Consider the following 26,685-nt stretch of genomic DNA (forward strand, 5'->3'; position numbering starts at 1 on the left):
CTTTGCGCCATTAGGAGTCTCCACCTTAGAGAACAGCTTTTATTTTAGATTTTCCGGATTAAGACCTAGAAGTTCTGGTAAAACGAACAAGCCATCTTTTCTGATTAAAACATCATCAAAATAGATTTCTCCTCCGCCGTATTCAGGGCGCTGAATCAAGACCATATCCCAGTGGATACCAGATTCGTTTCCGTTATAAGCATCTTGATACGCTCTGCCGGGCGTGAAATGAATGCTTCCGCCGATCTTTTCATCAAACAGAATGTCTCCCATTGGGTGTTGGATTAGCGGATTCACACCGATAGCGAACTCACCAACATATCGAGCACCTTCATCCGTATCAAAGATCTCGTTTAATTTCTCGGTGTTATCAGAAGTGGCTTCAACAATTTTCCCATCCTTAAACGTAAGTCTAACGTTATTAAACGTTGTGCCATGGTAAGGACAAGGCGTGTTGTATGTGATTGTACCATTTACACTGTCTTTAACTGGCGCTGTAAAAACTTCTCCATCAGGAATGTTATTTTCACCCGCACACATGACTGCCGGAATCCCTTTAATTGAGAACGTTAAGTCTGTGCCCGGTCCAGTGATGCGAACTTTATCTGTACGTTCCATTAATGCGTGAAGCGGTTTTTGTGCTTCCGCCATCGCCTTGTAATCTACGTTGCACACATCAAGTACAAAATCAGTGAACTTTTCTAAGCTCATTTTAGCCATTTGAGCAAGACCAGTTGTAGGATAGTTCAGCAATACCCATTGGCGGTCATTGATAATCAAGTTTTGAACTGGCTTGTTCAGTTCTGCCTTCATTTGAAAGATGTCGCTTGGCACTTCAGAGAACTCAGAATCATTATTTTTACATTGAATGGAGATATAAGCATCTATATCTTCCATGCGAGCTAGATCCCATTTCACTTGTGCTTCAGTATGCTCTCTTGTTGATCCCAACATCAAAGCACGAGAAATCTCTTCGTCAGCAAGCTGTACGTATGGATAGGCTCCCATCTTGTATGTTTCTTGTACGAGTTCTTTTACTAGTGGCTTCCCAGCTGTAAAAGAGGTAATAAGTACTTTTTGTCCTTTTTCAACTTTAAGTGAATGTGTCAGCAAAGTTCTTGCTAACGTAGTTAAACGCTCATCTCTCATTATGTATACCCCCGACAATATATGTTATAAAATTCACACTATTTTATTTTATCACTCATAATCCGTTATGCCTATTTATTAAGAATGAAAAGCATAGAGTGATAGCCTCTGCTGCATAATAACAACAGTGGAGGTGAATCATTACATGAACATATCACGCGCTCAGCAAATCATTGAATCGGAAAAAGAAATTGTAGTCCTGCATAACGGAACACCAGTATGGCTTCAATCTGTAGACGAGCACAATCAAACAGCAAGAGCTTATACGAGAGAACAGCCTGACAACGAAATGGAAATACCGGTAACCGAACTTCAGGAAAGTTAAAAAGCCCCGATTTCTCAGGGCTTTTTTCTATGACAGGTTTTCTTCTATAAATTTAAGTGCTTCTTCTACATGATCTTTCACTTTTACTTTTCGATATTCTTTTGCAATGTTCCCATCCCTATCGATAATAAAAGTGGAGCGTTCAATACCCATGTATTCCTTGCCAAAGTTCTTCTTCAGCTTCCATACGTCATAAAGCTCTGCAACCTTGTTCTCCTCATCCGCTAACAGGATAAAAGGCAGACCATGCTTCTCGATAAACTTATCATGGCGCGCTAGAGGATCGGGACTAACTCCGATAATAACGGTGTTTTGCTTTTCAAAATCAGCATGACGATCTCTAAAGTCACACGCTTGTGTTGTACATCCTGGTGTCATGTCTTTTGGGTAAAAATATAAAACAACATTTTTGCCTTTAAAATCTGATAATTGAACGTCTTCTCCGCTGCTTGCTGGCAGCTTAAAGTCTGGTGCTTTACTTCCTGTTTTTACGCTCATCATTTAGCCCTCCTTAAACATTATCTTCTTTAAGGGTAGCCTATAAATCTATTTTCAAACAACTATTTTGCCATTTTGTTGTGGTGAACAACCGAACTTAGCACGAAGGCAATGGGCAGCAAATATCCGATCAGTGCTTGAAGAGCAGCTATCCACCGTCCCGCTCCAACCGGAACAATATCTCCATACCCAACGGAAAGAATGGTGGTACTGCTAAAATAGATGCAGGCTTCTATAAAAGAAAAAAATCACTTTGATTGAGTTCTAATTTTATAACAGGGTACCCCATTAATGATATCAATGCATAAATGAGTCCAAATCCTGAAATAATCGTTCCATATACGATGAACAAGATCAGCAGATGACTCACTGGCATCAGATGTTCTTTTATCCCAGGATGTTTAAAAAGCATCCAAATGCTCCGGACAATAAGAGCTGCAGTTGTTATAAGTAAAATAATTAAAACGGCTTTTTCCATACAGTCCACCTCAATTCATCATATGAAAGGGTCGGATGTAATAGGACAGCCTTATTTTCGAAAAACTTTGTGGCTTTTGAAAGTGGTTGGTTTCCGCTCCAGGATGCTCGCTTTCCGCGGGGCAGGCGGTGAGCCCCTTGCCGCTTTGCGCCCTTAAGTGTCTCACCTGACCGCTAGTCCCGCAGGAGTCTCACACCTTGCGCTCCAACCAACTTGTCAATGAAGAGAATTGAACCAAAATACTTTTAAAGCAACAACATTTTTAAAGATAATAAAAATAAAGACAGTCCGCTTTATACAGACTGTCTTCCCCATTTTAAAATTTAGCTTTATTAACAGAGACGATCTCTGTTAGTTCTTTTAACTGAGTTGCCAGTTCACGGACACGCGTTTGAGCTAGTTCATCCACTAGCACATTGCCTTCATCAAAGTTCACCGGATCTGCCACATATTGATCAGGCAGCACGAGACTGTATACTCCGCGAAGCACTGTGCGCAAATTTGTTAGTGCATTTATTCCGCCTTTCCCGCCGCCTGCTGCAACAGCAATGGCTGAAGGCTTGTTTTTAAAATGTTTGCCCCCTAAGAAATCAAGAGCATTTTTTAACGCCCCGCTAATTCCACTATGGTACTCAGGACTCGTTACGAAGAATCCATCTGCTTGGTCAGCATACTCAGCCAGCTTTTTCACCGTTTCGTTCTGAGCGGATGTTGCATCCCCTGTGAATAATGGCAATTTATCGATTCCTACATCAAAATATAAAACTTCAACATTCAACTCCCGCAGAACTTCAGCCGCGTATTGTGCAATTCCTCTTGTTCTAGATTCCGCTGTCGGACTTCCTGCTATAACCATGATCTTCATGTATATCTTCCTCATTTCTAGTATGCATTGTAAGTATGTTCATATCTTACAGGATTTCTTTTGATTTTTTATAGCAATTAGCTTTGATTTTTAGAAAATCAGGTCTTAAGTCCAGAAAAATAATCATTGACTTATTACCCATCAGAATGTAAATTATTTGTAATTTTGGAATTCTGAAAAACTAATTCGATGTTCAGCTAATCAAATGTAAAATATTTTACGATGAGAGGACGATTTAAATGGCACTTGTTTCTGTTGATTTTTCTCCTTTTAACGAAATGATAATGAGTCTTCATGTTATTCAAAATCCTGCTCACCACCCTTATCGACTTGCATGGGCTGAAAAAGCAGAAAAGAAATTGCCACAAGATCTTTTACTTTTAATTAAAGAATGGGGACCGCATTTTTATGACTGGATGTATTTCGTTAACATCCGAAATGAATTTCAATTTAATGAATCAACGGTTGAAGAAGCCATTGAACGTTTAGCTCTCATACCAGACCTAACGTTTTCCTATCTCATGCTTGGCGAGAAATATGGCAGCGACTCTTTGTTAAAGTGGAAAAACAATTCTGCATCAGCACCTCTTCATTCGATTGAACGAGACATTCTTTTACATGCTGCGGAATGGAAAAGAAAGTTCTGTGATTTCTTTTATGAATACAACCGTTACTTGTTTGCAGAAGAGCTTTTCAGGATTAACCCTTGGATTGCAAGAGCATCTGACAATTTTAAGAAAGAACTGAGTGACTCAAAGATTGAAAGTTTAAACAGCATACATCCAGATGTAACCGTAACTTCTGATTCGATAAAAATTAAGAAGAATGATGTTTACACGTTCTCTTTTGAAGAGTTTCCGAGACTTGTGATTCAGCCATCTACATTCGCTACGCCACACGTGATGCTTTGCTGTAACCAAGACCGCGTAGCCATTGCCCTTCATGTTGCTGTACCGGATTCAGAAAAAACCATGAACCACCTGAAGATTTAATTACCTTATTAAAGGCACTCAGTGAACCAACAAGACTTAAAATCCTGCAAGACTTGCTTCATCATCCTTACAGCACAAAACAACTTGCTCATAAATACAATCTCACTGAAGCTACCGTATCGAATCACTTAAAACAATTGCTGTCATGCGGTTTAGCCGAAACGCAAAGAAAAGGCTACTACGTGTTCTACACCGGTAAACGAGAAAGACTAGAATCCCTTCGAACAGATGTTGCTCAATTTATGCAGCAGCCAGTTCTGGATGAATATATCTTTATACCTGATCTCACTTAAAAGGGGAGCTGTTAAATGAGGAAAGTAATTTTAAATCTTCAACAAATAGTTTTACTGAGTATAAGTATTATTCTTATTGCCGCAGTCCCTTCTTTTCTTGCTGATGAAAATGGTATTAACTTTAGTATTTTAAGATACGGAGAGTCTGTTTTAGAGGTACTTACAACTCTCAAAGAACCAGACTCTCTTACTTTATATATCCATTCTCAAAATATGATATTAGAGCCTATGCCCGTAAATCTTTCATACGAGTTTGTTAATGAAATCTATGAAATCCCTTTGTTTCCTGAAATTTGGGATATTGTTTTTTATACTTTAGGCATGCTGCTGATTAGCTTTGCAGCTGCATTCATGATTGCTGTTTTTTTGGGTGGATAGTAGAACTGCTTCCCGCTTCATTTAAGAAAGCTACATTACACAGCAGTGAGCTTCTTGAAGCATTACCTGATTTATTTTTTGTATTTTGCATCCAATTGACTGTTGTTTGGATTTATAAAAAAACGGGATTCCTTGCAGCAAATCCCTTCACCTCTAACAGAGAACCTTCATTTTTATTACCGGTTATAACACTGAGCATTGTACCAGCTATTTATTTGTTCAGAATGCAGTTGACACTATCACAAACCGAGATCGAAAAAGACTATATAACCTTTGCACGTTCAAAGGGGCTCACTAATTCACATATTATCTTTCATCATCTTTTAAAAAATACACTTCGAGAACTGTCTATACATCTTCCGTTTATCATGCTCCTGCTATTTAGTCAGATGATCATACTAGAATATCTCTTTAACTTAAATGGAATCATACAAATTTTGCTTAGTGAGCAGCCGGCAGAAACGCGTGCTATGCTGCTGATGCTTATTGCATTTCCTCTTTTTACAGCAGTAAAAGGGGTAAAGATGTTTATTAAGAAAGAGAGGATTTCAAATGCTGCGTAATATGAATGCTTTTTATTTAGGAATCGTTCTGCTGGCTATCCTTCTATTAATAAGTATTGTCGTTCCAAATATAATGCTTGAACCGTCTAAAGAGCAATTCCGTTATAATCTTACTCAAAGATCACTAGAAATTCCCCCGTTCAGTCCATCTGCAGACAATTGGTTTGGAACAGACCGAAATGGGAAAGATTTATTTTACGCCTTAGTGGATGGGGCTAAATATACGATATTTTTCGCTCTTGTTATTACACTTGCAAGAATGCTGCTTTCCTTTATTGGCGGACTTGTTTTTAAACGTTTGTTTCTAAACAACTGGGTGAGCGGTTTGCTGCAAGGCTTTCAGTATGTCCCTCAATCACTAATCGTACTGCTTGTATTATCTCCGCTTCTTTTTTACGAACTAAGAACAGAATCTGTTCTCAGTTATACTGAAACATTGGTCATTCAATTGGTTGTCCTAGTTGCAGTAGGAATCTTTCCATTAGCAAAAATAATTGCAGAAACAGCTGACTCATTATCTCAAAATGAATATGTGACTTGCGCAAAACACATGGGATCGTCCTCTTTACAAACTACCCTGCGCCATGTTCTGCCACATTTATGGCCGAGGCTATTCGTCCTCACGGGAAGGCAATTTTCGCAAGTACTTACCTTAATGCTCCACTTGGCCATCTATCATATGTTTATTGGCGGTGTTAAGATTACGTCTGGGCAAGTGCATGATCAATTTAATAATTATTCTACTGTTTCGAACGAATGGACCGGGCTAATCAGCATGTATCACCGGGAACTGATGCTCGAACCTTTTATTGTTATGATTCCTGTAGTTGCATATACCCTGTTGATTTTATGCGTTAATATCATGACGAAAAGCCTTGAAAAAAGCTTTGATAAACAAACAATCTATTAAAGAAAACCGTTCCCCACTTTTGGAGAACGGTTTTCTTTAGTTTCCTGCACCTCTGTACTTTGTTACCCCAACGTTCCATAACGTTACAGCAATTAAGAAAAAGACTAGCCCAACTACAGGTGTTAAAAAGGCATACGTGTACCACTCTTCCCTTTTTAGAAAATAAGAAGAAGGATAAACACCAACGAATGCAAACGGAAGAATCCACGTTAACACGTACTTAATCACTTTGTTATAAATATCAACAGGATATCTTCCATAGTTACCGATGTTATACATCATCGGCATGATATCTGTTCTTGAGTCTGACCAAAACCCGATCGTTGCCAGAGCGATAAAGATCCCTGCATATACGAGTGCACCGCCAATAACAAGCAGAATAAAGATGAACGGATCATACCAGCTGAGCTCTAACCCAAGCTTATCGCCTGCATAAAACATAACAACTAATCCTGTTATCACACCAAAAAGCGATTCGAGCTCCATACGTTCTAGAACGATCTGAAACAAACTGTGAACCGGTCTTGTCAGAATGCGGTCCATCTCACCTTTAACAATGTATCTATCCGTGAAATCCCAAATATTAAAGAATGAGGCAAAAATCGAAAACGGGACAAGAAAGAATCCATAGATAAAGATCATCTCATCCTTACTCCAGCCAGCAAGAAGGCTTGTATGTCCGAAAACAACAAGGATGAAAACCAGGTTAACCGCTTGGAACAACAGGTCAGAAAAATCTCGACCACCATGTCCGCGCGATAAGTGAGTCTTGTTTTTAAATATTGTGCAACGTACTGAAAAAAGATTGAAATATAGTCCATCTGCTTCTACCCCCTTGAACCACAAGCTGGCGCTTCGCTAAAACCCATAACCCATACACAGGAATGATAAGAAGAAGCGACCATACAGCTTGGTTTATCAGGGATTCATATATTTGCGACCCCTTAAATCCTTCTGTAAAGATCATACTCGGTATATAGCTGATTCCTTGAAACGGCAAGTAACTCATAATATTTTGCGCCCACATCGGATAAAAGCTCAATGGTAAGATGAGGCCCGAAAACAAATCAATGACTACACGCTTCGCTCGAATCAGACCATCATTATTAAATAAGAAGAAGGTTGCGATCCCAGCTAACAAGTTAATTTGCGTATTAATAATAAAGCTGAAAATAATCGATAGGAAAAAGAATAACCATGTACTCATGTTCGTTGATAATTCCACCGGGAACACGAGCGCTACGATAACCATTCCAGGAACAGAGAAGAATAACAGCCTAAAGATCCCCTCTCCCAATCCTTGCATCATCTTCATATTTAAATAGGGATAAGGACGAACCATCTCGACTGCTACTTTTCCTTCTTTAATCTCCATCGCAATTTCTCGATCGATATTGTTAAAGTAAAACGCACGCGCCATCCACGCAACGGCAATATACGTTGTCATCTGTGTGATGGACAGACCTTGAATATTTTCTTTCCCGCCATAGATGGCACTCCACAAAAAGTAATACGCACCAATATTGATGCTGTAAATTAAGATTCCGCTGTAATAGTTCGTACGGTAAGCCAGCATCATTAAAAAGCGGATGCGAATCATCTCAATATACTTACCCATGACGAACAGCACCTTCAACATAAATATTTCGAATAATCTCTTCTGTCGAGATCTCGAGAATCTTTAAGTCCGCAATCTTTTTAGCAGCTGTCACTTTACCGATCACACCTGAGATCACCGTCTCATCACTATCAACAGAAGCTACCCAAACGAGATCACTTTCCCCTTTTTCCCAAACAACTAGATGTTCTTGAGTGAGTTGCTGCAATTCTTCCAATGTCGCTTTTTCACTAAACTGAAACTGAATCTGCTTTCCTTCTGCCCAGTTTTCACGAAGATCTTTTAACGGTCCATCATAAATGATCTTTCCTTCATCGAGCATAACTACCCGCTCACAAAGCGCTTCAATATCGGAAAGGTCATGTGTTGTTAACAGGATCGTCGTACCATACTTTTCATTAATTCTTTTTAGAAACTCACGAATCTTAAGTTTAACGAGAACATCAAGTCCGATCGTTGGCTCATCCAAGAAAAGAAGCGGTGGATTATGAATGAGAGCTGCAGCCAATTCACACCGCATTCTTTGCCCGAGCGATAGCTTTCGGACAGGCTTGTCGAGCAGCGGTCCGATATCGAGCGTTTCAATAACATCTTTCATATGCTCCTCATACTGCTGATCGGGTACATTGTAAATTTTTTTAACAGTCTGAACGATTCCTGAACGGCGATGTCCCACCAGAGCTGTGATCTTTGGCCGAAAACAACACCGATTGTTTTTACAAACTTCTCCCGTTCTTTATGCGGATTCATGCCATTCACGACAATCTTTCCATCAGTTGGTGTAAGAATGCCTGTAAGCATTTTAATAGATGTAGATTTACCAGCACCGTTCTCTCCGATATAACCTACCATCTCTCCCTTTTTAATCGTAAAAGAGATATCGTCTACTGCTGTTTTAATCGTGTAGTTCCGTGTAAAAAGATCACGAAACGCCCCTTCAAGCCGGATCTACTTGAGAAGGATTTAAATTCTTTTTTCAAACCTTGCACATCTATAATATTCTGCATAAGAATGCCTCCGTAATTTTTTTCACAATCTTTGTTGCTCATGGAAGTGGTTGATTTCCGCTCCAGGTGCTTCGCTTTCCGCGGGGCAGGCGGTGAGCCCCTTGCCGCTTTGCGCCTTTAACGGGTCTCACCTGACCGCTTGTCCCGCAGGAGTCTCACACCTTCCACTCCAATCAACTTGCCAAAGAAGAAAATGGAGAGCTTTGAACAAATACTTCCCATTTCACTTGTAAAGCTCTTAATTTTGCAGATGCAAAATTGAGAGTTTCCTAATAGAGAAACTCAAGCACTCGATAAGTTTACTCCAATCGTCTTCCTAAACTCAAATAGTTGAGACTATTATGCAGAGTTTTCCAAACCTGTTGGCGGCCGTTTTTCATGCTACAATATGAATTGAACTTAACTGACGTATCGTTTACAGGAGGTATTTATAGATGAAACACACGAAATCTGAAGCACTATATGATGAAGCGCTTCTACATATTGTCGGCGGTGTTAACAGCCCGTCCCGATCCTTTAAAGCAGTTGGTGGTGGCGCACCCGTTTTTATGGAACGCGCACAAGGTGCTTATTTTTGGGATGAAGACGGCAACCGCTATATTGATTATCTCGCTGCATATGGTCCTATTATTACCGGACATGCTCATCCTCATATCACAAAGGCAATTGTAAAAGCAGCGGAAAACGGTATTCTTTATGGAACGCCTACTTCCCTTGAAGTGAAGTTCGCCAAAATGCTTAAAGACGCGATGCCTGCTATGGATAAAGTTCGTTTCGTAAACTCTGGTACAGAAGCAGTTATGACGACGATCCGCGTAGCACGTGCTTATACAGGACGCGATAAAATCATCAAGTTCGCAGGCTGTTATCACGGCCACTCGGATTTAGTACTAGTAGCAGCAGGATCCGGTCCTTCTACATTAGGAACTCCAGACTCAGCTGGTGTTCCTAAATCGATTGCACAAGAAGTGATTACTGTTCCGTTTAACGATGTTGAAGCATACCGTGCAGCAATGGAAAAATGGGGTGACCAGATTGCTGCCGTTTTAGTTGAGCCAATCGTAGGAAACTTTGGAATCGTGGAACCGAAAGAAGGCTTCTTACAAGTAGTCAACGATATTACGCACGAGCACGGCGCACTTGTCATTTATGATGAAGTAATTACAGCTTTCCGTTTCATGTATGGTGGTGCTCAAGATTTACTCGGTGTGAAGCCAGACATGACAGCACTCGGGAAAATTATCGGTGGCGGCCTTCCGATTGGAGCATACGGCGGTAAAAAAGAAATCATGGAAAAAGTAGCACCGCTCGGACCTGCGTATCAAGCAGGAACAATGGCTGGAAACCCAGCGTCGATCTCTGCTGGAATCGCATGTTTAGAAGTTCTTCAGCAAGAAGGTGTTTACGAAGAAATGGACCGCTTAGGTGCGATCTTAGAAGAAGGATTGCTGGAACAGGCTGCGAAATATAACGTATCTGTTACCATCAATCGTTTAAAAGGCGCATTGACTCTATATTTTACTGACGAAAAAATTGAGAACTATGTTCAAGCAGAAGCGACAGACGGGGAGATCTTCGGCAGGTACTTCAAACACATGCTGAACGAAGGAATCAATCTTGCTCCTTCTAAATATGAAGCGATGTTCTTAACAACAGCACATAAAGAAGAAGACGTCCTTGCTACGATTGAAGCAGCAGGAAAAGCATTCAGCCGTCTTTGAGTTTTGGAAGAATCCGTCATCGTACGGATTCTTTTTTTGCTTTAAGGGAAAACATGTAATAAAGCAGCTTTACGTTTCATACGGTATGTAAGTCTGTAATTTTCACAATTTGTTAACATACTTTCACTTGATTAAACGTTAGAAACAGTTTATAGTGTGTGAGATTATTAACATTTTTTATGAGAAAGGAATTATCGCAGTTATGAAACTAGGAGCCCGAATGATCAAAACGGGTTTAGCCATATCTTTATCGATTTACCTGGCGATGCTGTTTCAATTGGATCAGCCCGTCTATGCAGCCATTGCTGCAACATTTGCGATCCAGCCATCCATCTACAGGTCTTATCAAACCATACTAGAACAGGTTCAAGGTAACCTCGTTGGTGCTATTTTTGCTATTATTTTTGTTGTTTTATTAGGCAACAACCCATTTGTTATCGGATTCGTTGTTGTACTTGTTATCGCAGCGAACTTAAAAATGAAGATCGAAAAAACCATTCCGTTATCGATTGTTACCGTGATTGTAATCATGGAAAGCCATACGGAGAACTTTATTGTTTTTGCGATTGATCGCTTTTGCTCATTATGCTTGGTGTCCTATCCGCATTCTTAGTGAACCTGGTATTTATGCCACCAAAGTACGAAACGAAACTATATTATAAAATCTCTGACCATACAGATGAAATCATTAAATGGATCCGAATGATTACCCGGCATGCTTCAGAACATAGTGCCATCAAAGAGGATCTCACGCATTTAAAAGAAAACCGCTTTAAGATGGATCAATATTATTTATTGTACAAAGAGGAACGTACGTATTTTAGAAGCAACAAGTACTCGAAGACACGCAAGCTTGTTCTTTACCGACAGATGATTCAAACAACAAACAAAGCACTTGAACTGTTAAAGAGTCTTCACCGTCATGAAAACGAACTGCACAATATGCCTGAGCCTCTTCAGGAATTGATTCAAATAAAGCTTGATGGATTAACGAACTTCCATGAGCAATTGCTTTTAAAATATACAGATAAAATTCGAGCACAGCATACGTATGATATGGATGAGGCTATCAATAAAAAAGCACTCATGAAATGCATCATGAGCTATTACAAAAACCCGGAGAATGAAGAGTGGATTGAACTGTTCCCGGTATTCGCATTGATTATTGATTACAGCGATCAGCTCGAACATCTGAACACCTTGGTGGAAAGCTTCAAAAACTACCATCAAGAAGATAGCGAAGTGCAGTTGAATCAGCGACTGGAAGATTAATATATGTGATGGAAGCCAGCCTTTTTTTGTGAGGGCTGGTTTTTTGGTTTTTGTGGTGGCAGGTTGGATGGGGGATTCCGGTTTGCGGGGGCGGGTGCGCAGTGTTGAAATATGTCTAGAATTGTAGACTCGTCAATATAATAATAAAATTGGTCAAATTACGGACTCAACTCGTCAAATTATAATCGTTTCCTAGTAATATGTGTTCAAAATTGGTCAAATTGGTAAAGGTGCACCTCTAAAATAAGAATTTTACTCTTTGATTACACTTGAAAAATAAATCAAAATAAAATTACTTGTTACAAAAAAATATATTTGGAGGAATATTTATTATATATCAAAGAAAAACACCTATTTACATCATAAAATTGTCAAGATTAATCAGACGTGTTCCTCAAACACATCATAAATTACATGAAATTCAGCAAAAATTTAAAAACCACACATCAGGTTACAAGGGTGAACAATCACTCGATTATTTTTATAGATATCTCCCTCAGGATGTCTATTTGCTTCATAACATTCGTATACTGCAAGATAATTATTTCTTTCAAATAGACACATTAATTTTCGCACCTACTTTCATTACCATTCTTGAAATAAAACACTTAGTTGGCCATTTATATTTTGATAATCAATTTTCTCAACTTATACGGACATACGAAGGCAAAAAAGAAGCCTTTTCAAATCCAATCGACCAAGTTCAACGTCAAAAATGGCACCTATCTAAAATTCTAGATCAATATAAGTTTACTGCTGTTCCTATTGAAACGATTGTTGTCATCACTCATCCCTCATCCATTATTGAAGCCTCCCCTACCTATCAAGAAGCCTTAGAAAACGTAATTAAAAGTGCCAGCCTCCAAAAAAATTCGAAAGTCTGACGGGAAAATATCCGAATATTGCGTTTACAGATAATCAAAGAAAAAAGCTGATAAGGTTACTTTCCAAGTTAAATGCATCATATGATCCTGATGTTTGCGAACTATATTCAATTAATAAAAGTGAATTAATCCGCGGTGTGCTTTGTTTTAGTTGTAGTCAATCGGTTATGAATTACAATTGGGGAAACTGGTACTGTTCAATTTGCTTTTATTCCTCTAAAACTGCTCATATTGAGGCATTACAAGATTATGCTTTATTAATTTCAAATACGATTACATCGAATGAATGTAGAGACTATTTAAACCTGTCATCTAGTAAACAGGCTTATAATATATTACGTTCTTTAGATCTTCCTTTTACAGGTAACAGAAAATCCCGACACTACCACCTCGAACCACTCCTAGAAAAAACCACATAAAAAAGAAGCCTGGCCAATGCCAAGCCTCCTCTCTTATCCACTAAACTAGCTCTTCATCCGTGGATCCAGTGCGTCACGCAAGCCGTCACCCATCAGGTTAAACCCGAGTACCGTTAGCATGATTGCAAGACCTGGGAATAGAACTGTCCATGGTGCTTGAATGATAAAGTCTTTTGAATCCGCAAGCATTTTCCCCCACTCAGGAGTTGGCGGCTGAGCCCCCATTCCTAAGAATCCAAGCGCTGCTGCTTCAATGATCGCAGTTGCGATGGCAAGCGTTCCTTGAACAATAATTGGAGCTAAGCTGTTCGGCAGGATGTGATGGATCAGAATTCTGAAGTCACTCATACCGATTGCTCGCGCTGCTGTTATATATTCCTCTTCTTTTACACTAAGTACCCTGGAGCGCAACAAGCGTCCGAACGTCGGAATGTTAATGATAGCAATCGCGATTAACGCGTTTTTCAATGATGGTCCAAGTACGGATACCACTGCGATCGCAAGCAGGATACTCGGAAACGCGAGCAAAATATCAAATATACGTGATATGATGCCGTCGATCCATCTTCCATAATAACCTGCCACAATACCTAGCAATGAACCTATGATAACTGATCCCGCTACCGAGAAGAAACCTACCCATAGAGAGACGCGAGCACCATGGATAATTCGGCTTAAGATATCACGGCCAAATTCATCCGTTCCAAACCAATGTTCAGCAGATGGTGCGATATGTTTATCTCTCAGCTCCCCTTCGCTAATACCATAAGGTGCTAGTAGATCAGCAAATATCGCTACCACAATAAACACGGAAACAATCGATAAGCCGACAAGCGCGATTTTATTCTTTTTAAAGCTTCTCCATGCATCTTTCCAAGGAGAGATTACTTTGTCTTCCACAGGTTCCACAGGCATATGCTGTGGCTGCGGGACTACGGGAGGTGTTGATCTTGATAGTTCTGACATTCTCTAATCCCTCCTACTTGAATTTAATTCTCGGGTCAATTGCTGCATATAGCAAATCAACGAGTAGATTAATTAATACAAAGATCGTAGCGACTACAAGGATTCCTGATTGGATAACAGGATAATCACGATACGAGATGGCATCGTAAATATATGTCCCAATTCCCGGCCATCCGAAAATCGTTTCAGTTAGGATTGCTCCTCCCAAAAGCAGCCCTGTCTGCAATCCGATGACAGTCACTACTGGGATTAAAGCATTTTTCAATGAATGCTTGTACACAACCCAGAACATTTTCATCCCTTTAGCACGAGCCGTACGGATATAATCTGAGCGCATTACTTCAAGCATACTTGAACGAGTCATACGTGCAATGATCGCCATCGGAATCGTACCAAGTGCAACACCAGGCAAAATCAGATGCTTAACCACTTCACCAAACTGATCCATTCTCCCTTGAATTAGGGTGTCAATTAAATACAAGTGCGTGATCGGATCAACCGGGACACGAATGTTGTCACGGCCCGTTGTTGGTAATAGGTCAAAATGAATAGAGAACACATATTGCTCCATTAAGCCAAGCCAGAAGATCGGCATCGATACACCTACTAGTGCAAGCACCATAGCAGTATAATCAAACCAAGAATTTTGGAACCAAGCGGAAATGATACCCGCATTTACCCCGATTACAATGGCAATGACCATTGCTACAAAAGCCAGTTCCATCGTTGCAGCTAGATACGGCCAGATTTCCTCCGAGATTGCCACATTCGTTTTAAGTGAAACACCTAGATCTCCTGTAAAAAGACCTGTTAAATAATCAATGAATTGAGTGTACCAAGGTTGATCTAACCCAAGTCGCTTCGTTAAAGATGCAACGGCTTCTTTTGTGGCCTGTTGCCCTAGTATTAATTGTGCTGGATTACCCGGGATAGCACGAATCATCATGAACACGATAAATGTCATTCCTAGTAATACAGGAACGAGCGTTGCTAACCGTCTGATCGTATAGGCAAACATAGGGTCACCTCTTTCTCCGAAGAATTACAAGTATGTTAGGTTACGAGTTGTCTTTGCAAAAAAAGGGAGCTGGCTATATTAGGCCATACTCCCCGCCATACATTATTCGAAAGATACGTCCGCGAAAGATTGAGAACCTGTAGGATGTGGAACGAATCCTTTGATCTTGCTTGCTCCAGCTAATTGCGGCTTAGAGTGAACAAGTGGTACCCATGGTGCATCTTCATGGATAATAACTTGTGCTTGTTTGTAAAGCTCTTCACGCTTCGCTTCGTCAGCTGTCGTTTGAGCTTCAACTAAAAGCTTATGAACGTCTTCGTTCGCATAACGAGAGTAGTTGTTAGAGTCGATCGTGTCTTTATCAAGAAGCGTATAAAGGAAGTTATCCGCATCTCCATTATCACCCGTCCAACCTAACATGAACATTGGTGCTTCACCTTTTTGAACTTTCTCAAGGTAAGTACCCCACTCAAACGTTACGATGTTCGCTTTAATATTCACTTTTGCAAGTTTCGCTTGAATTGCTTCAGCTACTTTTTGGCCGTTTGGCATGTATGGACGTGCTACTGGCATTGCCCAAAGATCCATCTCGAATCCTTTTTCCATACCTGCTTTAGCTAAAAGTTCTTTTGCTTTTGCTTCGTCATACTCACGGTCTTGAATTTCGTCGTTGTAACCAGCGATTGAAGGAGGCATTGGGTTTTTAGCCGGCTCAGCTGTTCCTTCATAGAAGTTGTCGATGATCGCTTGCTTGTCGATCAAGTGGCTGATCGCCTGACGTACTTCTTTTTATCAAATGGAGCTTTTTCAACGTTAAATCCTAGGTAACCAACGTTCATAGAAGGACGTTCGAACAATTGAAGCTTGCTGTTGTCTGAAACCTTCTTCATATCAGATGGATTAAGAGCATCCATTAAGTCGATCTCGCCTTTTGTTAGTGCATTCAAACGAGAAGAGTTGTCTTTGATTACTTTAAAAGTTACGCCATCAAGTTTCGGCATATCTTTTACCCAATAGTCTGCGTTCTTTTCAAGAACGATCGTATCGTTTGGCTTCCAGCTTTTGAATTTGAAAGGTCCAGTACCAACTGGCTCTTTGCTTAGCTTGTCGCCATCTAATGATTTAGGGCTCGCGATTGCGAACGGGCTCATAGCAACGTTCTTTAAGAATGGTGCTTGTGGCTTTGTTAATGTGATTACAACTTTGTACTCGCCATCCGCTTTTACATCTTTAATTACGTGTCCTTCGTCACCTTCAAATCCACCAAACATAGATCCGTAGTATGCGAATTTCTCGCCATCTTTACTTTGTGCCCAACGGTCGAAGTTCTTTACAACTGCATCAGCGTTGAACTTCTCGCCATCGTGGAATTTAACGCCTTCTTCAAGCTCAAACGTATAAGTTAAGCCATCTTCAGAAACATCCCATTTCTTCGCAAGACCAGCAACGATATCTGTGTTATCTTTGCCGTAGTTTACTAGCGGCTCATAAATTTGTTCTGTTACGATGAAAGATTCACCGTCTGTAACAACAGCTGGATCAAGTGCAACAGAGTCACCGCCGCGTCCGTAGATCATTACATTGTTAGGATCGACTTTATCGTCGTCTCCACCATTGCTGCTGTCTCCGCCTGATGAACACCCTGCCAACGCAAGAGATAAAGCTAGCATTAAAGCAAATAAAGTCCATAAACTTTTCTTCATCTTCTTTCCCCCAGTTCTCATTTTAGTAGTGCCTTTTTTATATGTACGCGCTTGCCTTATTCGTATAAATGGCAGGCAGCGTAGTGGCCTTCAGCAACTTCTTTTAATACTGGTTTAACTGATCCACAATGATCCATCGCTGCAGGACACCGTGTATGAAACGGACAGCCAGCAGGCGGATTCGATGGACTCGGAACATCCCCTTGCAGGATGACACGGTCCTTTCGATGCTCAACATCAGGAATTGGAACAGCTGACAATAAAGCTTGTGTATATGGATGTTTCGGATCATCGTATAGCTTTTCACTATCAGCAAGCTCCACAATATGACCCAAATACATAACTCCCACTCGGTCACTGATATGGCGAACTACACCAAGATCATGTGCGATAAACAGATACGTAAGATCGAATTCTTTCTGCAGATCTTGTAAAAGGTTCAGTACTTGAGATTGTATGGAAACATCCAGAGCTGATACAGGCTCGTCCGCGATAATAAGCTTCGGATTCACCGCAAGTGCTCGTGCAATTCCGATACGCTGTCTTTGTCCCCCTGAAAACTGGTGAGGGTATCGCTTCGCGTGCCAGCTTGAGAGTCCTACTACTTCAAGCAATTCTTTTACTCGTCTTTTTCGTTCTGCTTTATCTTTTACGCCATGAACGATTAAAGGCTCTTCTAAAATCTTTTCAACCGTATGGCGCGGGTTAAGTGAAGCAAATGGATCCTGAAACACCATCTGCATCTCACGGCGTTTCTTCCTCATTTCACTTGTAGATAATTTTGTAATATCTTCGCCTTCGAAGTAGATCTTACCTTCTGTAGGTTCTAAAAGTCTTAACAGCATCCGTCCAGTTGTGGACTTGCCGCATCCACTTTCTCCTACAAGGCCGAGTGTTTCTCCTTTTCTTATGTGAAAAGAGATTCCGTCTACCGCTTTTACTTCACCGATTGTTTTGCTCAATATTCCGCCTTTGATCGGAAAGTGCATCTTTAAATTTTCTACTTTAACTAATGGCTGTGTCTGACTCATGCAGATTCACTCCTTTCCCGTCCTCGTAAAGCCAGCATCTTACTTGATGACTGCCTTCATGAGTATTCAGTTGAGGAGTTTCGGCAATACACCGTGTTCCGGCATGTTCACAACGCGGTGCAAAAGAGCATCCAGTTGTAATCGAACCCGGTTTCGGTACGTTTCCAGGTATGGAATATAATCTTCCTACCTTCTCTCTCATGTCTGGTACTGATTTAATTAATCCAACCGTGTATGGATGCTTCGGATTTTGGAAGATGGTTTTAACCTCACCCTCTTCTACTACTTTTCCGGCATACATAACAACGACACGTTCACACATTTCAGCAACGACGCCCAAATCATGAGTAATCATCATGATAGCGGTGTCAGTTTCTTTGTTTAATCGTTTCATTAGATCTAAAATTTGAGCTTGAATCGTAACATCAAGAGCGGTTGTAGGCTCGTCCGCTATCAGAAGTTTCGGATCGCAAATCATGGCCATCGCGATCATGACACGCTGACGCATCCCTCCTGATAACTGATGCGGATATTCTCTTACAAGCTCTTCTGCTCGTGGAAGCCCGACTAGTTTGAGCATTTCAATGGCTTTACCCATCGCTTCTTTTTTTGACCATTTTCTATGTATGCGCAGTGATTCAATAAGCTGGTCTCCAATTGTTATAACTGGATTCAAGCTTGTCATCGGCTCCTGAAAAATCATTCCGATCTCATTGCCTCTTATTTGCCGCATTCTTTTTTCTGGTGCAGAAGCAAGATTTTCACCTTTAAAGAGAATCTCTCCTTCGATCTTCCCAGGCGGGGTAGGTACTAGTCCCATTACAGATAGTGATGTAACACTCTTCCCACAGCCAGACTCCCCCACAATACCTAGTACTTCACCAGGATTGATGTGGAAATCGACACCGTCCACTGCCGGAATAGCTCCATCATCTGTAAGGAAAGAAGTTTTTAAGTTCTTAACTTCTAAAACAGGATTTCCCATGAGATCTCACTCCCTTCTCTAAGCTGTCAAATTTCCTAGAATATTACTTCTCTGTTGAGAATTATGACACTACTCTGACATTTTGACAATATTTAATTTTCAGAATGTTCGACAAATACGTCTTCTGTTGTAGGTCTTTTGTTCTATAAAGATAGGAGCAAGGAATACTACTTCCTTTCAACGAATGAACAGCAAACGCTCCTCACAGCTGTGTATTGCCAGCCCGTTTTCTTAGCCTAAGTACCCCTGATTTCCATTCAAAACAGAATTTTATACACACATAAAAAAAGACCGGCATCTGCCGACCTTTTCTGCTTTTTTATACTAATTGTTGAACCGTAAATAAATCGTAGTAAGGCCCTTGTTTTTCCATCAATTCTTTATGATTGCCGATCTCTACAATTCTTCCATGATCGATTACGATAATGCGATCAGCGTGAGTAATGGTGGAAAGACGATGCGCCACTATGAAGGTTGTCCGATCTTTCGCAAGTTTTTCTAGAGCTTCTTGAATCAGATGTTCACTTTCAAGGTCCAATGCAGACGTCGCTTCATCTAAAATCAGGATCGGTGGATTTTTTAGAAAGACACGTGATATAGCAACGCGCTGTTTCTGACCGCCAGAAAGTTTGACTCCACGCTCACCAATCTTTGTGTCATAGCCATCAGGCAGATTCATAATGAATTCATGTGCATTGGCCGCCTTTGCAGCTGAGATCATTTCCTCATCAGAGGCATCTGGGTTCCCCATAAGAATATTCGCTCGAACTGATTCACTAAACAGAATATTATCTTGAAGTACCATACCTATATTATCTCTTAACGTCCGAACTTGAAAATCTCGTATATCTGTTCCATCGAGCTTGATGCTTCCTTCTGTAACATCATAAAAACGCGGAACCAAACTGATCAACGAAGACTTACCGCCTCCGCTCATACCAACTAAAGCGATGGTTTCACCTGGTGTGACGGATAAGGAAACATTATGTAATACATCTGCTTCTTCCTCGTTGTAGGTGAATGAAACATCTTCAAATTCTAACGCACCTTTTACCGACTTTAACGGTTTCGCATTTGGTGAGTCCTCAATATCATACGATTCATCTAAAAATTCGAACATCCGGTCCATAGAAGCAATCGATTGTGTCAATGTTGTAGATGAGTTGACAAGCCTTCTAAGTGGATTGTACAACCTGTCCATATAGGCAACGAAGGCGACTAGTGCTCCTATTGTAATATTTCCTTGTATTCCTTGGTACGCAGCAAATCCAATAACAAGCAGAGGAGCAATATCGGTTACAGTATTTACAACAGAAAACGTTTTTGCGTTCCATTTCGTATGATCCATCGCTCGATCTAAGAAATTTCGATTTCGCTTATCAAATTGAACTTGCTCATGATCTTCGAGTGCAAAACTTCGAATAACAGACATCCCTTGAACACGCTCATGCAGGTGACCTTGGACTTCAGCCAGTGCCTGCGAGCGATCTTTTGTTAATTGCCGTAGACGAGCGTAGAAAAATTTTACTGAAAACGCATAGACCGGCAGCATGGATAATGCCACGATCGTCAGCCAGAAATCCATAGAAAACATGATAGCAACCGCGATAATAATCGTCGCCATATCCAACCAAACATTCATTAGACCCGTAATGACAAATGTCTTTGTTTGCTCAACATCATGAATCACTCTTGAGATAATCTCACCCGATTTGTTGTTAGAGTAAAAACGCAAACTTAAGCGCTGAATGTGATCGAACATCTTGTCGCGAATGTCATATAAAACCTTTGTACCAACCCATTGCGCATAGTATTGTCTCCAATATTCAATAGGAGGCCGCAGCACAACAAATATGAGCGCTGCGCCACCCATCAGCCAATACAGTTTGTTTAACTTTTCATCCAAGGGTATGGATACTTGGATGATATCGTCCACCACGTATTTTAAAATGAGAGGCGTTAATAATGGGATTCCAAACTTAGCTAGCCCAATTAAGATGGTCCAGAAAATTTGCCATTTGTAAGGTTTTACAAAAATTAAATAACGTTTAATACTATCCATTTCAATCACACCATTCTTTCGTTCATAAAAAGAAAACTTGGCAGAGCGCCAAGTTAACCTTACTTAAAAAAGGATAACCTGCTGACTCTTCAACAGGTTTTCCTTTTTAACGGAATTCTAAATATCTTTCATACCATTGTTCAACAAATCCAGGTTCAAATGGTCCCTTTTTTTGTGTAACCATCAAGATTAATTCTTGAAGATTTTTTTAATGATAGCATCAAGCTGACTCGGATACCTCATCATTCTTTTGTGAAGTTCATACTCGTCTTCATCTAATAAGATATAAGTCCCATCTGGAAAAACTTTTATATCAAGATCATAATCAATATACTTCAATGCTTCCTTGTCCCACATAAATGGTGACCCCAAGTTGCAGTAATAATAGATTCCGTCTTCTCTAATCATACCGATCACATTAAACCATTGCTTCGCGTTAAAGTAGCAAATAGCAGGTTCTCTCGTCCGCCATTGACGGCCATCAGATTCGGTAACAAGGATCCGGTCGTTACCGCATATCACCTGACTAGGAGTACCTTTCAAAATAACAGTATCTTCCCAATTTCGATGTAGATAGCCGTTATGTTTGTAGCTTTGAATGTTGATTATACTTCCGGTTGCAGGAAAACTCATCTCTCTCTCCTTTCTGCCCGAGTTCCGGAAGCTAATGTTACCTATTGAGTTGTAAATCTCCTTCCTTTATAACCATTTGTCGGTAATTCACCAGCTTCATTCATAAACCTCGTTCTTCAATTTTTTCAATGTTTTCATTCCCGATCATTACTTTCTTACAAAACACACGCTTTTTTCTCTTCTTTATTATATCGTTTTAAGAATAGTTTGGAAATGTACTTGTCCCTGTTTTTAAAAATAAAGCGCCTTTTTTCAAATAATTCCACTCGTCACTAGTATTCCCATCGGATATATATAGAAAACGTATGTAATAAATTGGGGGCGAAAATGAAGAAGTTGAATGAAAATGGTGAAAAACCAAAAAATGCTCCCTAGTGATTAGGGAGCATTCCTGGATAGAGGTTATTTTTGTTGTTGGTTCTTACCTTGTTGAGACTGTTGGTTTTGCTGACGAACGTGTTGTGCGTCAGTTTCGCTAGCATACTCAGTCCCGTAAGATTGACCAGCTTGTTGTTGAGCGTTTTGTTGCTTCTGACGAGCTTGTTGTTGCTGTTGTTGTTTTTGTTGTTGTTGTTTGTCCATGTTTTTCACCTCCACGAAATATAATTTACCCGGGCTAATCGAATTTTATAAGTAATTTTTTTAATATATATTTCCAGTATTAAAACCTTTAAATATGGGGGATAAATGAATGATTACACTATTTTAAGGAGGGATAGCAAATGTATGTAGGAAGAGATATGACCGAACTCAGTATGACGAGCAAGAACGATTGGAAGGACGCGGAACTCGCGTATTTTCATCACTCCTTGCAGCAGATGGCTCCTTATTTAAACGAGGAAGGAACAAGCATGCATAGAGAAATCATCAAGGAAATAGAAGCTCGCGGCGGATTGAAGCGGAACGAAGCCGATTGGACGCACGGGACTGAAGTTAAGTACGACTAATCTTGAATACTGAGAGCGCTAGAGATTTTTGTTATCTGAAGCTTTTAGGTTAATGCTGCTGGGTCGTCGCTCGTAAATCTTGAGAATCGCTCATAAATCTTGAGAATCGCTCATAAACCTTGGGAATCGCTCATAAACCTTGGGAATCGCTCATAAACCTTGGGAATCGCTCATAAACCTTGGGAATCGCTCATAAACCTTGGGAATCGCTCATAAACCTTGGGAATCGCTCATAAACCTTGGGAATCGCTCATAAACCTTGGGAATCGCTCATAAACCTTGGGAATCGCTCGTCCAGCGTGCAAAATAAGCCGCTGGACGAGCATAAACTTCCGGGCGAGCATAAAAACAAGCCTCAGCGCTTCGCTGGGGCTTGTTTTTCCTTCATATCCATTAAAAATTGCTATAAGACTGGCCGCCATCCACGTTTAACGTGCTCCCAACGACCCAAGATGCCTTCTTAGATGCCAAAAACACAACTACATTGGCCACTTCTTCCACTGTTCCGAATCGTCCAGCGGAAATATGCTCTTCCACAAATGAATTGATTTTATCTGGATCTTGTTCCAATCTTTTTTCCAGTTTCCTGTTTCATGCAAAATAGATCCTGGAGCAACGCCGTTCACACGTATCCCCTTCTTAATCATCTCGTCGCCAAATGATTTCGTAAAGGAAATCATGGCTGCCTTACTCGCATTGTACGTAGGCTTACCGCCAGATTCTCGGCCAAAAATAGACGAAATGTTAATAATGGCTCCACCATCTATATTCCCGCTCATTACCGAGGCGGCTTTCTTGCTCAAATCAACAGCCGATAAAAAATTCAGATGCATAGCGTCTTCAAACTGTTCCATGCTCGTCTCCATAACAGAAGATCCGTTGCTTCCGCCTGCATTATTAACCAAAATATCGATTGTGCCAAACTCACCTAAAAATTCTTTCATCATTCGCTCACGATCGTCTGCGTTTGTTACGTCACCTTGAAAAATCTCAATACCCTCTTTTTGGGCTGATTCCAGATCAGCCAAGTCACGACTCGACGATCCCTACTTTTGCACCTTCACTCAAAAAGCATAAGCGATTCCTTGACCAATTCCTTTTGAACCGCCTGTTACGAGTACCGCTTTTCCTTCAAGTTCTAAATTCATACGATTAACGCCTCCTTTATGAGCCGAATAATTTTTTGGTGAGAGACAGGGAACGGATACGCGTCTAGCTCGTCCACACTGACCCATTTCCAATCAGCCGGCAGTGTTTTGGCTTCTTCCCCACTCTTAACCTTCCCTTGCCAAATTTGTATTTCCCACTTCAGATGAGAAAAAACATGCTCAATGTAACCCGCTTTTTCTTCAGCTTTCACTTCACAATTTACCTGTTCTTCCACATAACTTTCGAGGGCAGAAATCTCTGCATGTTTGTTTTCACCAACATACTCTGTGTTTGGAAATTCCCACATGTTGGCGAGAAGTCCTTCAGATGGTCTTTTGTGAATCAGCAAACGTCCATCATCACTCAGCAAAATTCCTGCTGTCATCTTCGCTTTTCTTACCTTTGTTTTTCCCAGCTTAACCGGAAGTTCTCTCTGCCTTCCACATTCGAAGCCTCGACACAGTTCTCTCATCGGACACAGCAAACATGCTGGTGATTTTGGTGTACAGATCAGAGCGCCTAATTCCATTAAACCTTGGTTAAAAGAAGAAGGATCTTCGTGTGATATCAACTCTCTCACTGCCTTTTCAAAAGTAACACGGGTTTTTGGTTTGCTGATATCTTCTTCAATGAGCAAAATTCGGGATAAAACCCGCATAACATTTCCGTCAACAGCAGGTTCTGGCACACCATACGCAATACTTAAAACCGCTCCTGCTGTATAAGGTCCGACACCCTTTAAACCGGCAATCTCTTTTGGTGTATCAGGTACTTTTCCTCCATAAGTTTCGCATACTTCTTTTACGGCGGTTTGTAAGTTTCGAACTCGGGAATAATAACCTAGACCCTCCCAAGCTTTCAAAACTTTTTCTTCGTCTGCATAAGCAAGATCTTGAAGGGTTGGGAACAATTCAGTGAATCGCTCGAAGTAGGGAATTACCGTATCTACTCTTGTTTGCTGCAGCATGATCTCTGAAACCCATACACGGTACGGATCCTGGTTTTCTCTCCATGGTAAAATTCGTTTGTTTTCGTTGTACCATGTTAACAAATGGTCTTGAAATTGTTTCACATATGAAGCATCGAGGGAAAATATACTATTACTTGTTGTGTTCAATTTATAAATCTTCCTTTGCGTTCAGCTTTTCAAACGCCCAGCAATGGATTTTCTCTACTCCACCTGTCACACACTCGTTAAGTCTTGAAAAAACAGGATGCTGTAACGACGTTCGATTTTTCTTAATGGTATCATACGTGGTTTGATTCTTAACTTGGAAACATTCAACATACAGTGAAGGCTGATCTGCCGCCCTATACCACTGGATATTTGACGCACCGCACACTTTAAGTTCTTTTATCACAGAAGGCATTTGCGTCTCATACAATTGAATGGTATCCGGACTTACTTTATACTCCATAAAAATAGTTAACATTCTATTTCACTCCATTCCTACATAGGAGGTGATCGCCTTGGATACAGGCACACATATTGTGATGGGGCTGGGATTAGGTGGATTGGCGATGCTCGATCCTGCGATTGCAAATGATCCAGCGACATCCCAAGCTATTCTTGCCGGGACACTAATCGGTTCCCAAGCCCCAGACTTTGATACGGTATTAAAATTAAAAAATAATGCGGTTTATATCCGCAACCATAGAGGTCTTACACACTCATTGCCTGCGCTTGTTATTTGGCCACTTTTGCTATTTGGTGCAATCTCTTTATTTGTTCCAGAAGCAGATAACGGAAAGCTTTTATTATGGACGGCAATCGCTGTTTTTCTGCATGTGTTTGTCGATATATTCAATGCATACGGCACTCAAGCACTGTACCCTGTTTCAAAGAAATGGATTGCTCTCGGCGTAATCAGCATCTTTGATCCATTCATCTTCTTCCTGCATATAGCAGGTCTGCTGCTCTGGTATGTTGGTGTTGATCCTGGCTACACGTTTTTAGCCGTGTACGTAATACTCGTTTGTTACTACATTATACGGATCTTTGCCAGACAGCGAGTGAACACGATTGTTCTAAAAAATACCAGAAGCAGAAGAGATTTACGCAAGTCCCACCATTCGATGGGGTCAATATCATCTTGCTATCAAATCCAAGCACGAGTTTTTTGTAGCGGGACTAAAAAACGGTAAAGTGACCGTCTGGGATACATTTGACCGTCTGCCCGTTCCAAAATCAAAACTGATTGAGGCAGCAAAAAAGGATAAGAACATATCCGCCTTTCTTTCCTTCTCTCCTGTACACAGATGGGAAATCGAAAAGAACGATCATGGTCATTTGGTTCAGTTTATTGATTTACGGTACAGAAGCAAAGGGCATTATCCTTTTGTCGCAATGGTTCAGCTGGATGAGAACCTCAACATCATAACCTCCTTTACTGGTTGGGTGTATTCTGAAGACCGCCTGAAAAAGAAGATGGAGTTTTCTCCGCTTGACCTAATTAACAATAATGAATAATGAAGAGACGGGCTTAATGAATAGGCCCGTCTTTTTTAATGAATCGCTGAAATTTTGGATTGCTGGAAAAATACTCATGCAATTTGTGTCCATAGGAAGTAATGAGCTGTGTTACCATTTTCTCGGTTACCTCTTGCCCTTCATACTCCCATCCCGCTTTTGCACGAGTGGACTCAAAATCTTCCCATAATCCTTCCACCCATTCCCTTGCTTCCTGATAACTAAGGGTAGGGTTCATTTTTTGCAGTTGTTTAGCTAATCTGTCAAAACGCTCTTCCATTATTCTCCCTCCTTATCCAATTTTTAAAGAAAGTCCCGTCACATAAAGGGTTCTGTCACGTTTCATACT

24 protein-coding genes and 7 pseudogenes are annotated in these 26,685 nt (G+C 40.6%); 11 read left to right on the forward strand and 20 right to left on the reverse strand.

The features are described from left to right. Nucleotides 1-39: 39 nt before the first annotated feature. Nucleotides 40-1,149: an aminopeptidase gene (locus ACEWFH_RS20530; RefSeq protein ID WP_473725468.1), complete on the reverse strand. Its 1,110-nt coding sequence runs from the start codon at nucleotides 1,147-1,149 to the stop codon at nucleotides 40-42. 145 nt (nucleotides 1,150-1,294) lie between these two features. Between ACEWFH_RS20530 and ACEWFH_RS20535 the strand changes: the two genes are divergently transcribed. Further along, complete coding sequence (locus tag ACEWFH_RS20535; RefSeq protein ID WP_473725469.1) at nucleotides 1,295-1,474, forward strand: H-type small acid-soluble spore protein; 180 nt, start codon at nucleotides 1,295-1,297, stop codon at nucleotides 1,472-1,474. A 27-nt stretch (nucleotides 1,475-1,501) separates the two neighbouring features. On the opposite strand, the gene bcp is transcribed toward ACEWFH_RS20535, so the two are convergent. From bcp to ACEWFH_RS20555, 4 genes are all read right to left on the reverse strand, one after another. Next, nucleotides 1,502-1,972, reverse strand: a complete 471-nt coding sequence (bcp, locus tag ACEWFH_RS20540; RefSeq protein WP_473727379.1) for a thioredoxin-dependent thiol peroxidase — start codon at nucleotides 1,970-1,972, stop codon at nucleotides 1,502-1,504. A 62-nt stretch (nucleotides 1,973-2,034) separates the two neighbouring features. Then, on the reverse strand, nucleotides 2,035-2,208 hold the full coding sequence (locus tag ACEWFH_RS20545) for a potassium channel family protein (protein WP_473727380.1): 174 nt from the start codon (nucleotides 2,206-2,208) through the stop codon (nucleotides 2,035-2,037). Further along, on the reverse strand, nucleotides 2,205-2,450 hold the full coding sequence (locus ACEWFH_RS20550; protein ID WP_473725470.1) for a hypothetical protein: 246 nt from the start codon (nucleotides 2,448-2,450) through the stop codon (nucleotides 2,205-2,207). Before ACEWFH_RS20550 ends, ACEWFH_RS20545 begins: the two co-directional genes overlap by 4 nt. 316 nt (nucleotides 2,451-2,766) lie before the next feature. Beyond that, a complete protein-coding gene (locus tag ACEWFH_RS20555) occupies nucleotides 2,767-3,315 on the reverse strand; it encodes an NADPH-dependent FMN reductase (protein ID WP_473725471.1) in 549 nt (182 codons plus the stop codon). Nucleotides 3,316-3,554: 239 nt separating this feature from the next. Between ACEWFH_RS20555 and ACEWFH_RS20560 the strand changes: the two genes are divergently transcribed. The 5 genes from ACEWFH_RS20560 to ACEWFH_RS20580 are packed head-to-tail and all read left to right on the forward strand — an operon-like array spanning nucleotide 3,555 to nucleotide 6,451. Continuing rightward, a complete protein-coding gene (locus ACEWFH_RS20560) occupies nucleotides 3,555-4,307 on the forward strand; it encodes a DUF5937 family protein (protein ID WP_473725472.1) in 753 nt (250 codons plus the stop codon). Next, complete coding sequence (locus tag ACEWFH_RS20565; RefSeq protein ID WP_473727381.1) at nucleotides 4,307-4,600, forward strand: ArsR/SmtB family transcription factor; 294 nt, start codon at nucleotides 4,307-4,309, stop codon at nucleotides 4,598-4,600. Before ACEWFH_RS20560 ends, ACEWFH_RS20565 begins: the two co-directional genes overlap by 1 nt. Nucleotides 4,601-4,615: 15 nt before the next feature. Then, nucleotides 4,616-4,978: a hypothetical protein gene (locus ACEWFH_RS20570; protein WP_473725473.1), complete on the forward strand. Its 363-nt coding sequence runs from the start codon at nucleotides 4,616-4,618 to the stop codon at nucleotides 4,976-4,978. A 5-nt stretch (nucleotides 4,979-4,983) separates the two neighbouring features. Continuing rightward, the gene (locus ACEWFH_RS20575) at nucleotides 4,984-5,541 is read left to right on the forward strand and encodes an ABC transporter permease subunit (protein ID WP_473727382.1); all 558 of its coding nucleotides are present in this window, start codon (nucleotides 4,984-4,986) and stop codon (nucleotides 5,539-5,541) included. Then, nucleotides 5,531-6,451 carry an ABC transporter permease gene (locus ACEWFH_RS20580; RefSeq protein WP_473725474.1) on the forward strand — a complete coding sequence of 307 codons (921 nt, stop codon included), beginning with the start codon at nucleotides 5,531-5,533 and terminating at the stop codon, nucleotides 6,449-6,451. Before ACEWFH_RS20575 ends, ACEWFH_RS20580 begins: the two co-directional genes overlap by 11 nt. A gap of 36 nt (nucleotides 6,452-6,487) precedes the next feature. Here ACEWFH_RS20580 and ACEWFH_RS20585 read toward each other — a convergent pair. The 3 genes and pseudogenes from ACEWFH_RS20585 to ACEWFH_RS20595 all read right to left on the reverse strand — a co-directional run bounded on the left by ACEWFH_RS20585 (nucleotide 6,488) and on the right by ACEWFH_RS20595 (nucleotide 9,076). After that, nucleotides 6,488-7,272, reverse strand: a pseudogene (locus ACEWFH_RS20585) (ABC transporter permease). Next, nucleotides 7,227-8,069, reverse strand: coding sequence for an ABC transporter permease (locus ACEWFH_RS20590; RefSeq protein WP_473725475.1), 843 nt, complete (start codon nucleotides 8,067-8,069; stop codon nucleotides 7,227-7,229). Before ACEWFH_RS20590 ends, ACEWFH_RS20585 begins: the two are co-directional and overlap by 46 nt. Further along, nucleotides 8,062-9,076 (reverse strand): annotated as a pseudogene (locus ACEWFH_RS20595) (ABC transporter ATP-binding protein). Before ACEWFH_RS20595 ends, ACEWFH_RS20590 begins: the two are co-directional and overlap by 8 nt. A 434-nt stretch (nucleotides 9,077-9,510) precedes the next feature. Here ACEWFH_RS20595 and ACEWFH_RS20600 point away from each other — a divergent pair. The 3 genes and pseudogenes from ACEWFH_RS20600 to ACEWFH_RS20610 all read left to right on the forward strand — a co-directional run bounded on the left by ACEWFH_RS20600 (nucleotide 9,511) and on the right by ACEWFH_RS20610 (nucleotide 12,953). Then, nucleotides 9,511-10,797 carry a glutamate-1-semialdehyde 2,1-aminomutase gene (locus ACEWFH_RS20600; protein ID WP_473725476.1) on the forward strand — a complete coding sequence of 429 codons (1,287 nt, stop codon included), beginning with the start codon at nucleotides 9,511-9,513 and terminating at the stop codon, nucleotides 10,795-10,797. 202 nt (nucleotides 10,798-10,999) lie between these two features. Continuing rightward, nucleotides 11,000-12,069, forward strand: a pseudogene (locus tag ACEWFH_RS20605) (FUSC family protein). Nucleotides 12,070-12,365: 296 nt separating this feature from the next. Then, on the forward strand, nucleotides 12,366-12,953 hold the full coding sequence (locus tag ACEWFH_RS20610) for a nuclease-related domain-containing protein (protein WP_473725477.1): 588 nt from the start codon (nucleotides 12,366-12,368) through the stop codon (nucleotides 12,951-12,953). Nucleotides 12,954-13,417: 464 nt separating this feature from the next. Here the strand turns inward: ACEWFH_RS20610 and ACEWFH_RS20615 are convergent, their stop codons facing one another. The 8 genes and pseudogenes from ACEWFH_RS20615 to ACEWFH_RS20650 all read right to left on the reverse strand — a co-directional run bounded on the left by ACEWFH_RS20615 (nucleotide 13,418) and on the right by ACEWFH_RS20650 (nucleotide 22,352). Next, nucleotides 13,418-14,338, reverse strand: coding sequence for an ABC transporter permease (locus ACEWFH_RS20615; RefSeq protein WP_473725478.1), 921 nt, complete (start codon nucleotides 14,336-14,338; stop codon nucleotides 13,418-13,420). 13 nt (nucleotides 14,339-14,351) lie between these two features. Further along, the gene (locus ACEWFH_RS20620) at nucleotides 14,352-15,356 is read right to left on the reverse strand and encodes an ABC transporter permease (RefSeq protein WP_473725479.1); all 1,005 of its coding nucleotides are present in this window, start codon (nucleotides 15,354-15,356) and stop codon (nucleotides 14,352-14,354) included. Nucleotides 15,357-15,458: 102 nt separating this feature from the next. Further along, a pseudogene (locus tag ACEWFH_RS20625) lies at nucleotides 15,459-17,059 on the reverse strand (ABC transporter substrate-binding protein). A gap of 56 nt (nucleotides 17,060-17,115) precedes the next feature. Next, entirely contained in the window at nucleotides 17,116-18,090 is a 975-nt protein-coding gene (locus ACEWFH_RS20630) for an ABC transporter ATP-binding protein (RefSeq protein WP_473725480.1), read from the reverse strand. Continuing rightward, nucleotides 18,065-19,075 (reverse strand): ABC transporter ATP-binding protein, encoded by a 1,011-nt coding sequence (locus tag ACEWFH_RS20635; protein WP_473725481.1) that lies wholly within the window; start codon nucleotides 19,073-19,075, stop codon nucleotides 18,065-18,067. Before ACEWFH_RS20635 ends, ACEWFH_RS20630 begins: the two co-directional genes overlap by 26 nt. Before the next feature lie 319 nt (nucleotides 19,076-19,394). Beyond that, nucleotides 19,395-21,137, reverse strand: a complete 1,743-nt coding sequence (locus tag ACEWFH_RS20640; RefSeq protein WP_473725482.1) for an ABC transporter ATP-binding protein — start codon at nucleotides 21,135-21,137, stop codon at nucleotides 19,395-19,397. A 106-nt stretch (nucleotides 21,138-21,243) separates the two neighbouring features. Continuing rightward, nucleotides 21,244-21,770: pseudogene (ntdP, locus tag ACEWFH_RS20645) on the reverse strand (nucleoside tri-diphosphate phosphatase). A gap of 402 nt (nucleotides 21,771-22,172) precedes the next feature. Then, nucleotides 22,173-22,352 (reverse strand): gamma-type small acid-soluble spore protein, encoded by a 180-nt coding sequence (locus tag ACEWFH_RS20650; RefSeq protein WP_289497093.1) that lies wholly within the window; start codon nucleotides 22,350-22,352, stop codon nucleotides 22,173-22,175. A 140-nt stretch (nucleotides 22,353-22,492) separates the two neighbouring features. Here ACEWFH_RS20650 and ACEWFH_RS20655 point away from each other — a divergent pair, with 140 nt between their 5' ends. Beyond that, nucleotides 22,493-22,717 carry a hypothetical protein gene (locus tag ACEWFH_RS20655; RefSeq protein WP_473725483.1) on the forward strand — a complete coding sequence of 75 codons (225 nt, stop codon included), beginning with the start codon at nucleotides 22,493-22,495 and terminating at the stop codon, nucleotides 22,715-22,717. Nucleotides 22,718-23,110: 393 nt separating this feature from the next. Here the strand turns inward: ACEWFH_RS20655 and ACEWFH_RS20660 are convergent. The 3 genes and pseudogenes from ACEWFH_RS20660 to ACEWFH_RS20670 all read right to left on the reverse strand — a co-directional run bounded on the left by ACEWFH_RS20660 (nucleotide 23,111) and on the right by ACEWFH_RS20670 (nucleotide 25,299). Then, a pseudogene (locus tag ACEWFH_RS20660) lies at nucleotides 23,111-23,865 on the reverse strand (SDR family NAD(P)-dependent oxidoreductase). Continuing rightward, on the reverse strand, nucleotides 23,862-24,938 hold the full coding sequence (mutY, locus tag ACEWFH_RS20665) for an A/G-specific adenine glycosylase (protein WP_473725484.1): 1,077 nt from the start codon (nucleotides 24,936-24,938) through the stop codon (nucleotides 23,862-23,864). The pseudogene ACEWFH_RS20660 and the gene mutY overlap by 4 nt, the downstream one beginning before the upstream one ends. Before the next feature lie 46 nt (nucleotides 24,939-24,984). Then, nucleotides 24,985-25,299: a hypothetical protein gene (locus tag ACEWFH_RS20670; protein WP_473725485.1), complete on the reverse strand. Its 315-nt coding sequence runs from the start codon at nucleotides 25,297-25,299 to the stop codon at nucleotides 24,985-24,987. Nucleotides 25,300-25,336: 37 nt separating this feature from the next. Here ACEWFH_RS20670 and ACEWFH_RS20675 point away from each other — a divergent pair. Then, nucleotides 25,337-26,336 (forward strand): annotated as a pseudogene (locus tag ACEWFH_RS20675) (metal-dependent hydrolase). A 13-nt stretch (nucleotides 26,337-26,349) separates the two neighbouring features. Here the strand turns inward: ACEWFH_RS20675 and ACEWFH_RS20680 are convergent. Continuing rightward, nucleotides 26,350-26,616 carry a YfhJ family protein gene (locus tag ACEWFH_RS20680; RefSeq protein ID WP_289497100.1) on the reverse strand — a complete coding sequence of 89 codons (267 nt, stop codon included), beginning with the start codon at nucleotides 26,614-26,616 and terminating at the stop codon, nucleotides 26,350-26,352. Between the last annotated feature and the right edge of the window lie 69 nt (nucleotides 26,617-26,685).

Source organism: Fictibacillus sp. EA-CB0309, assembly GCF_055814265.1.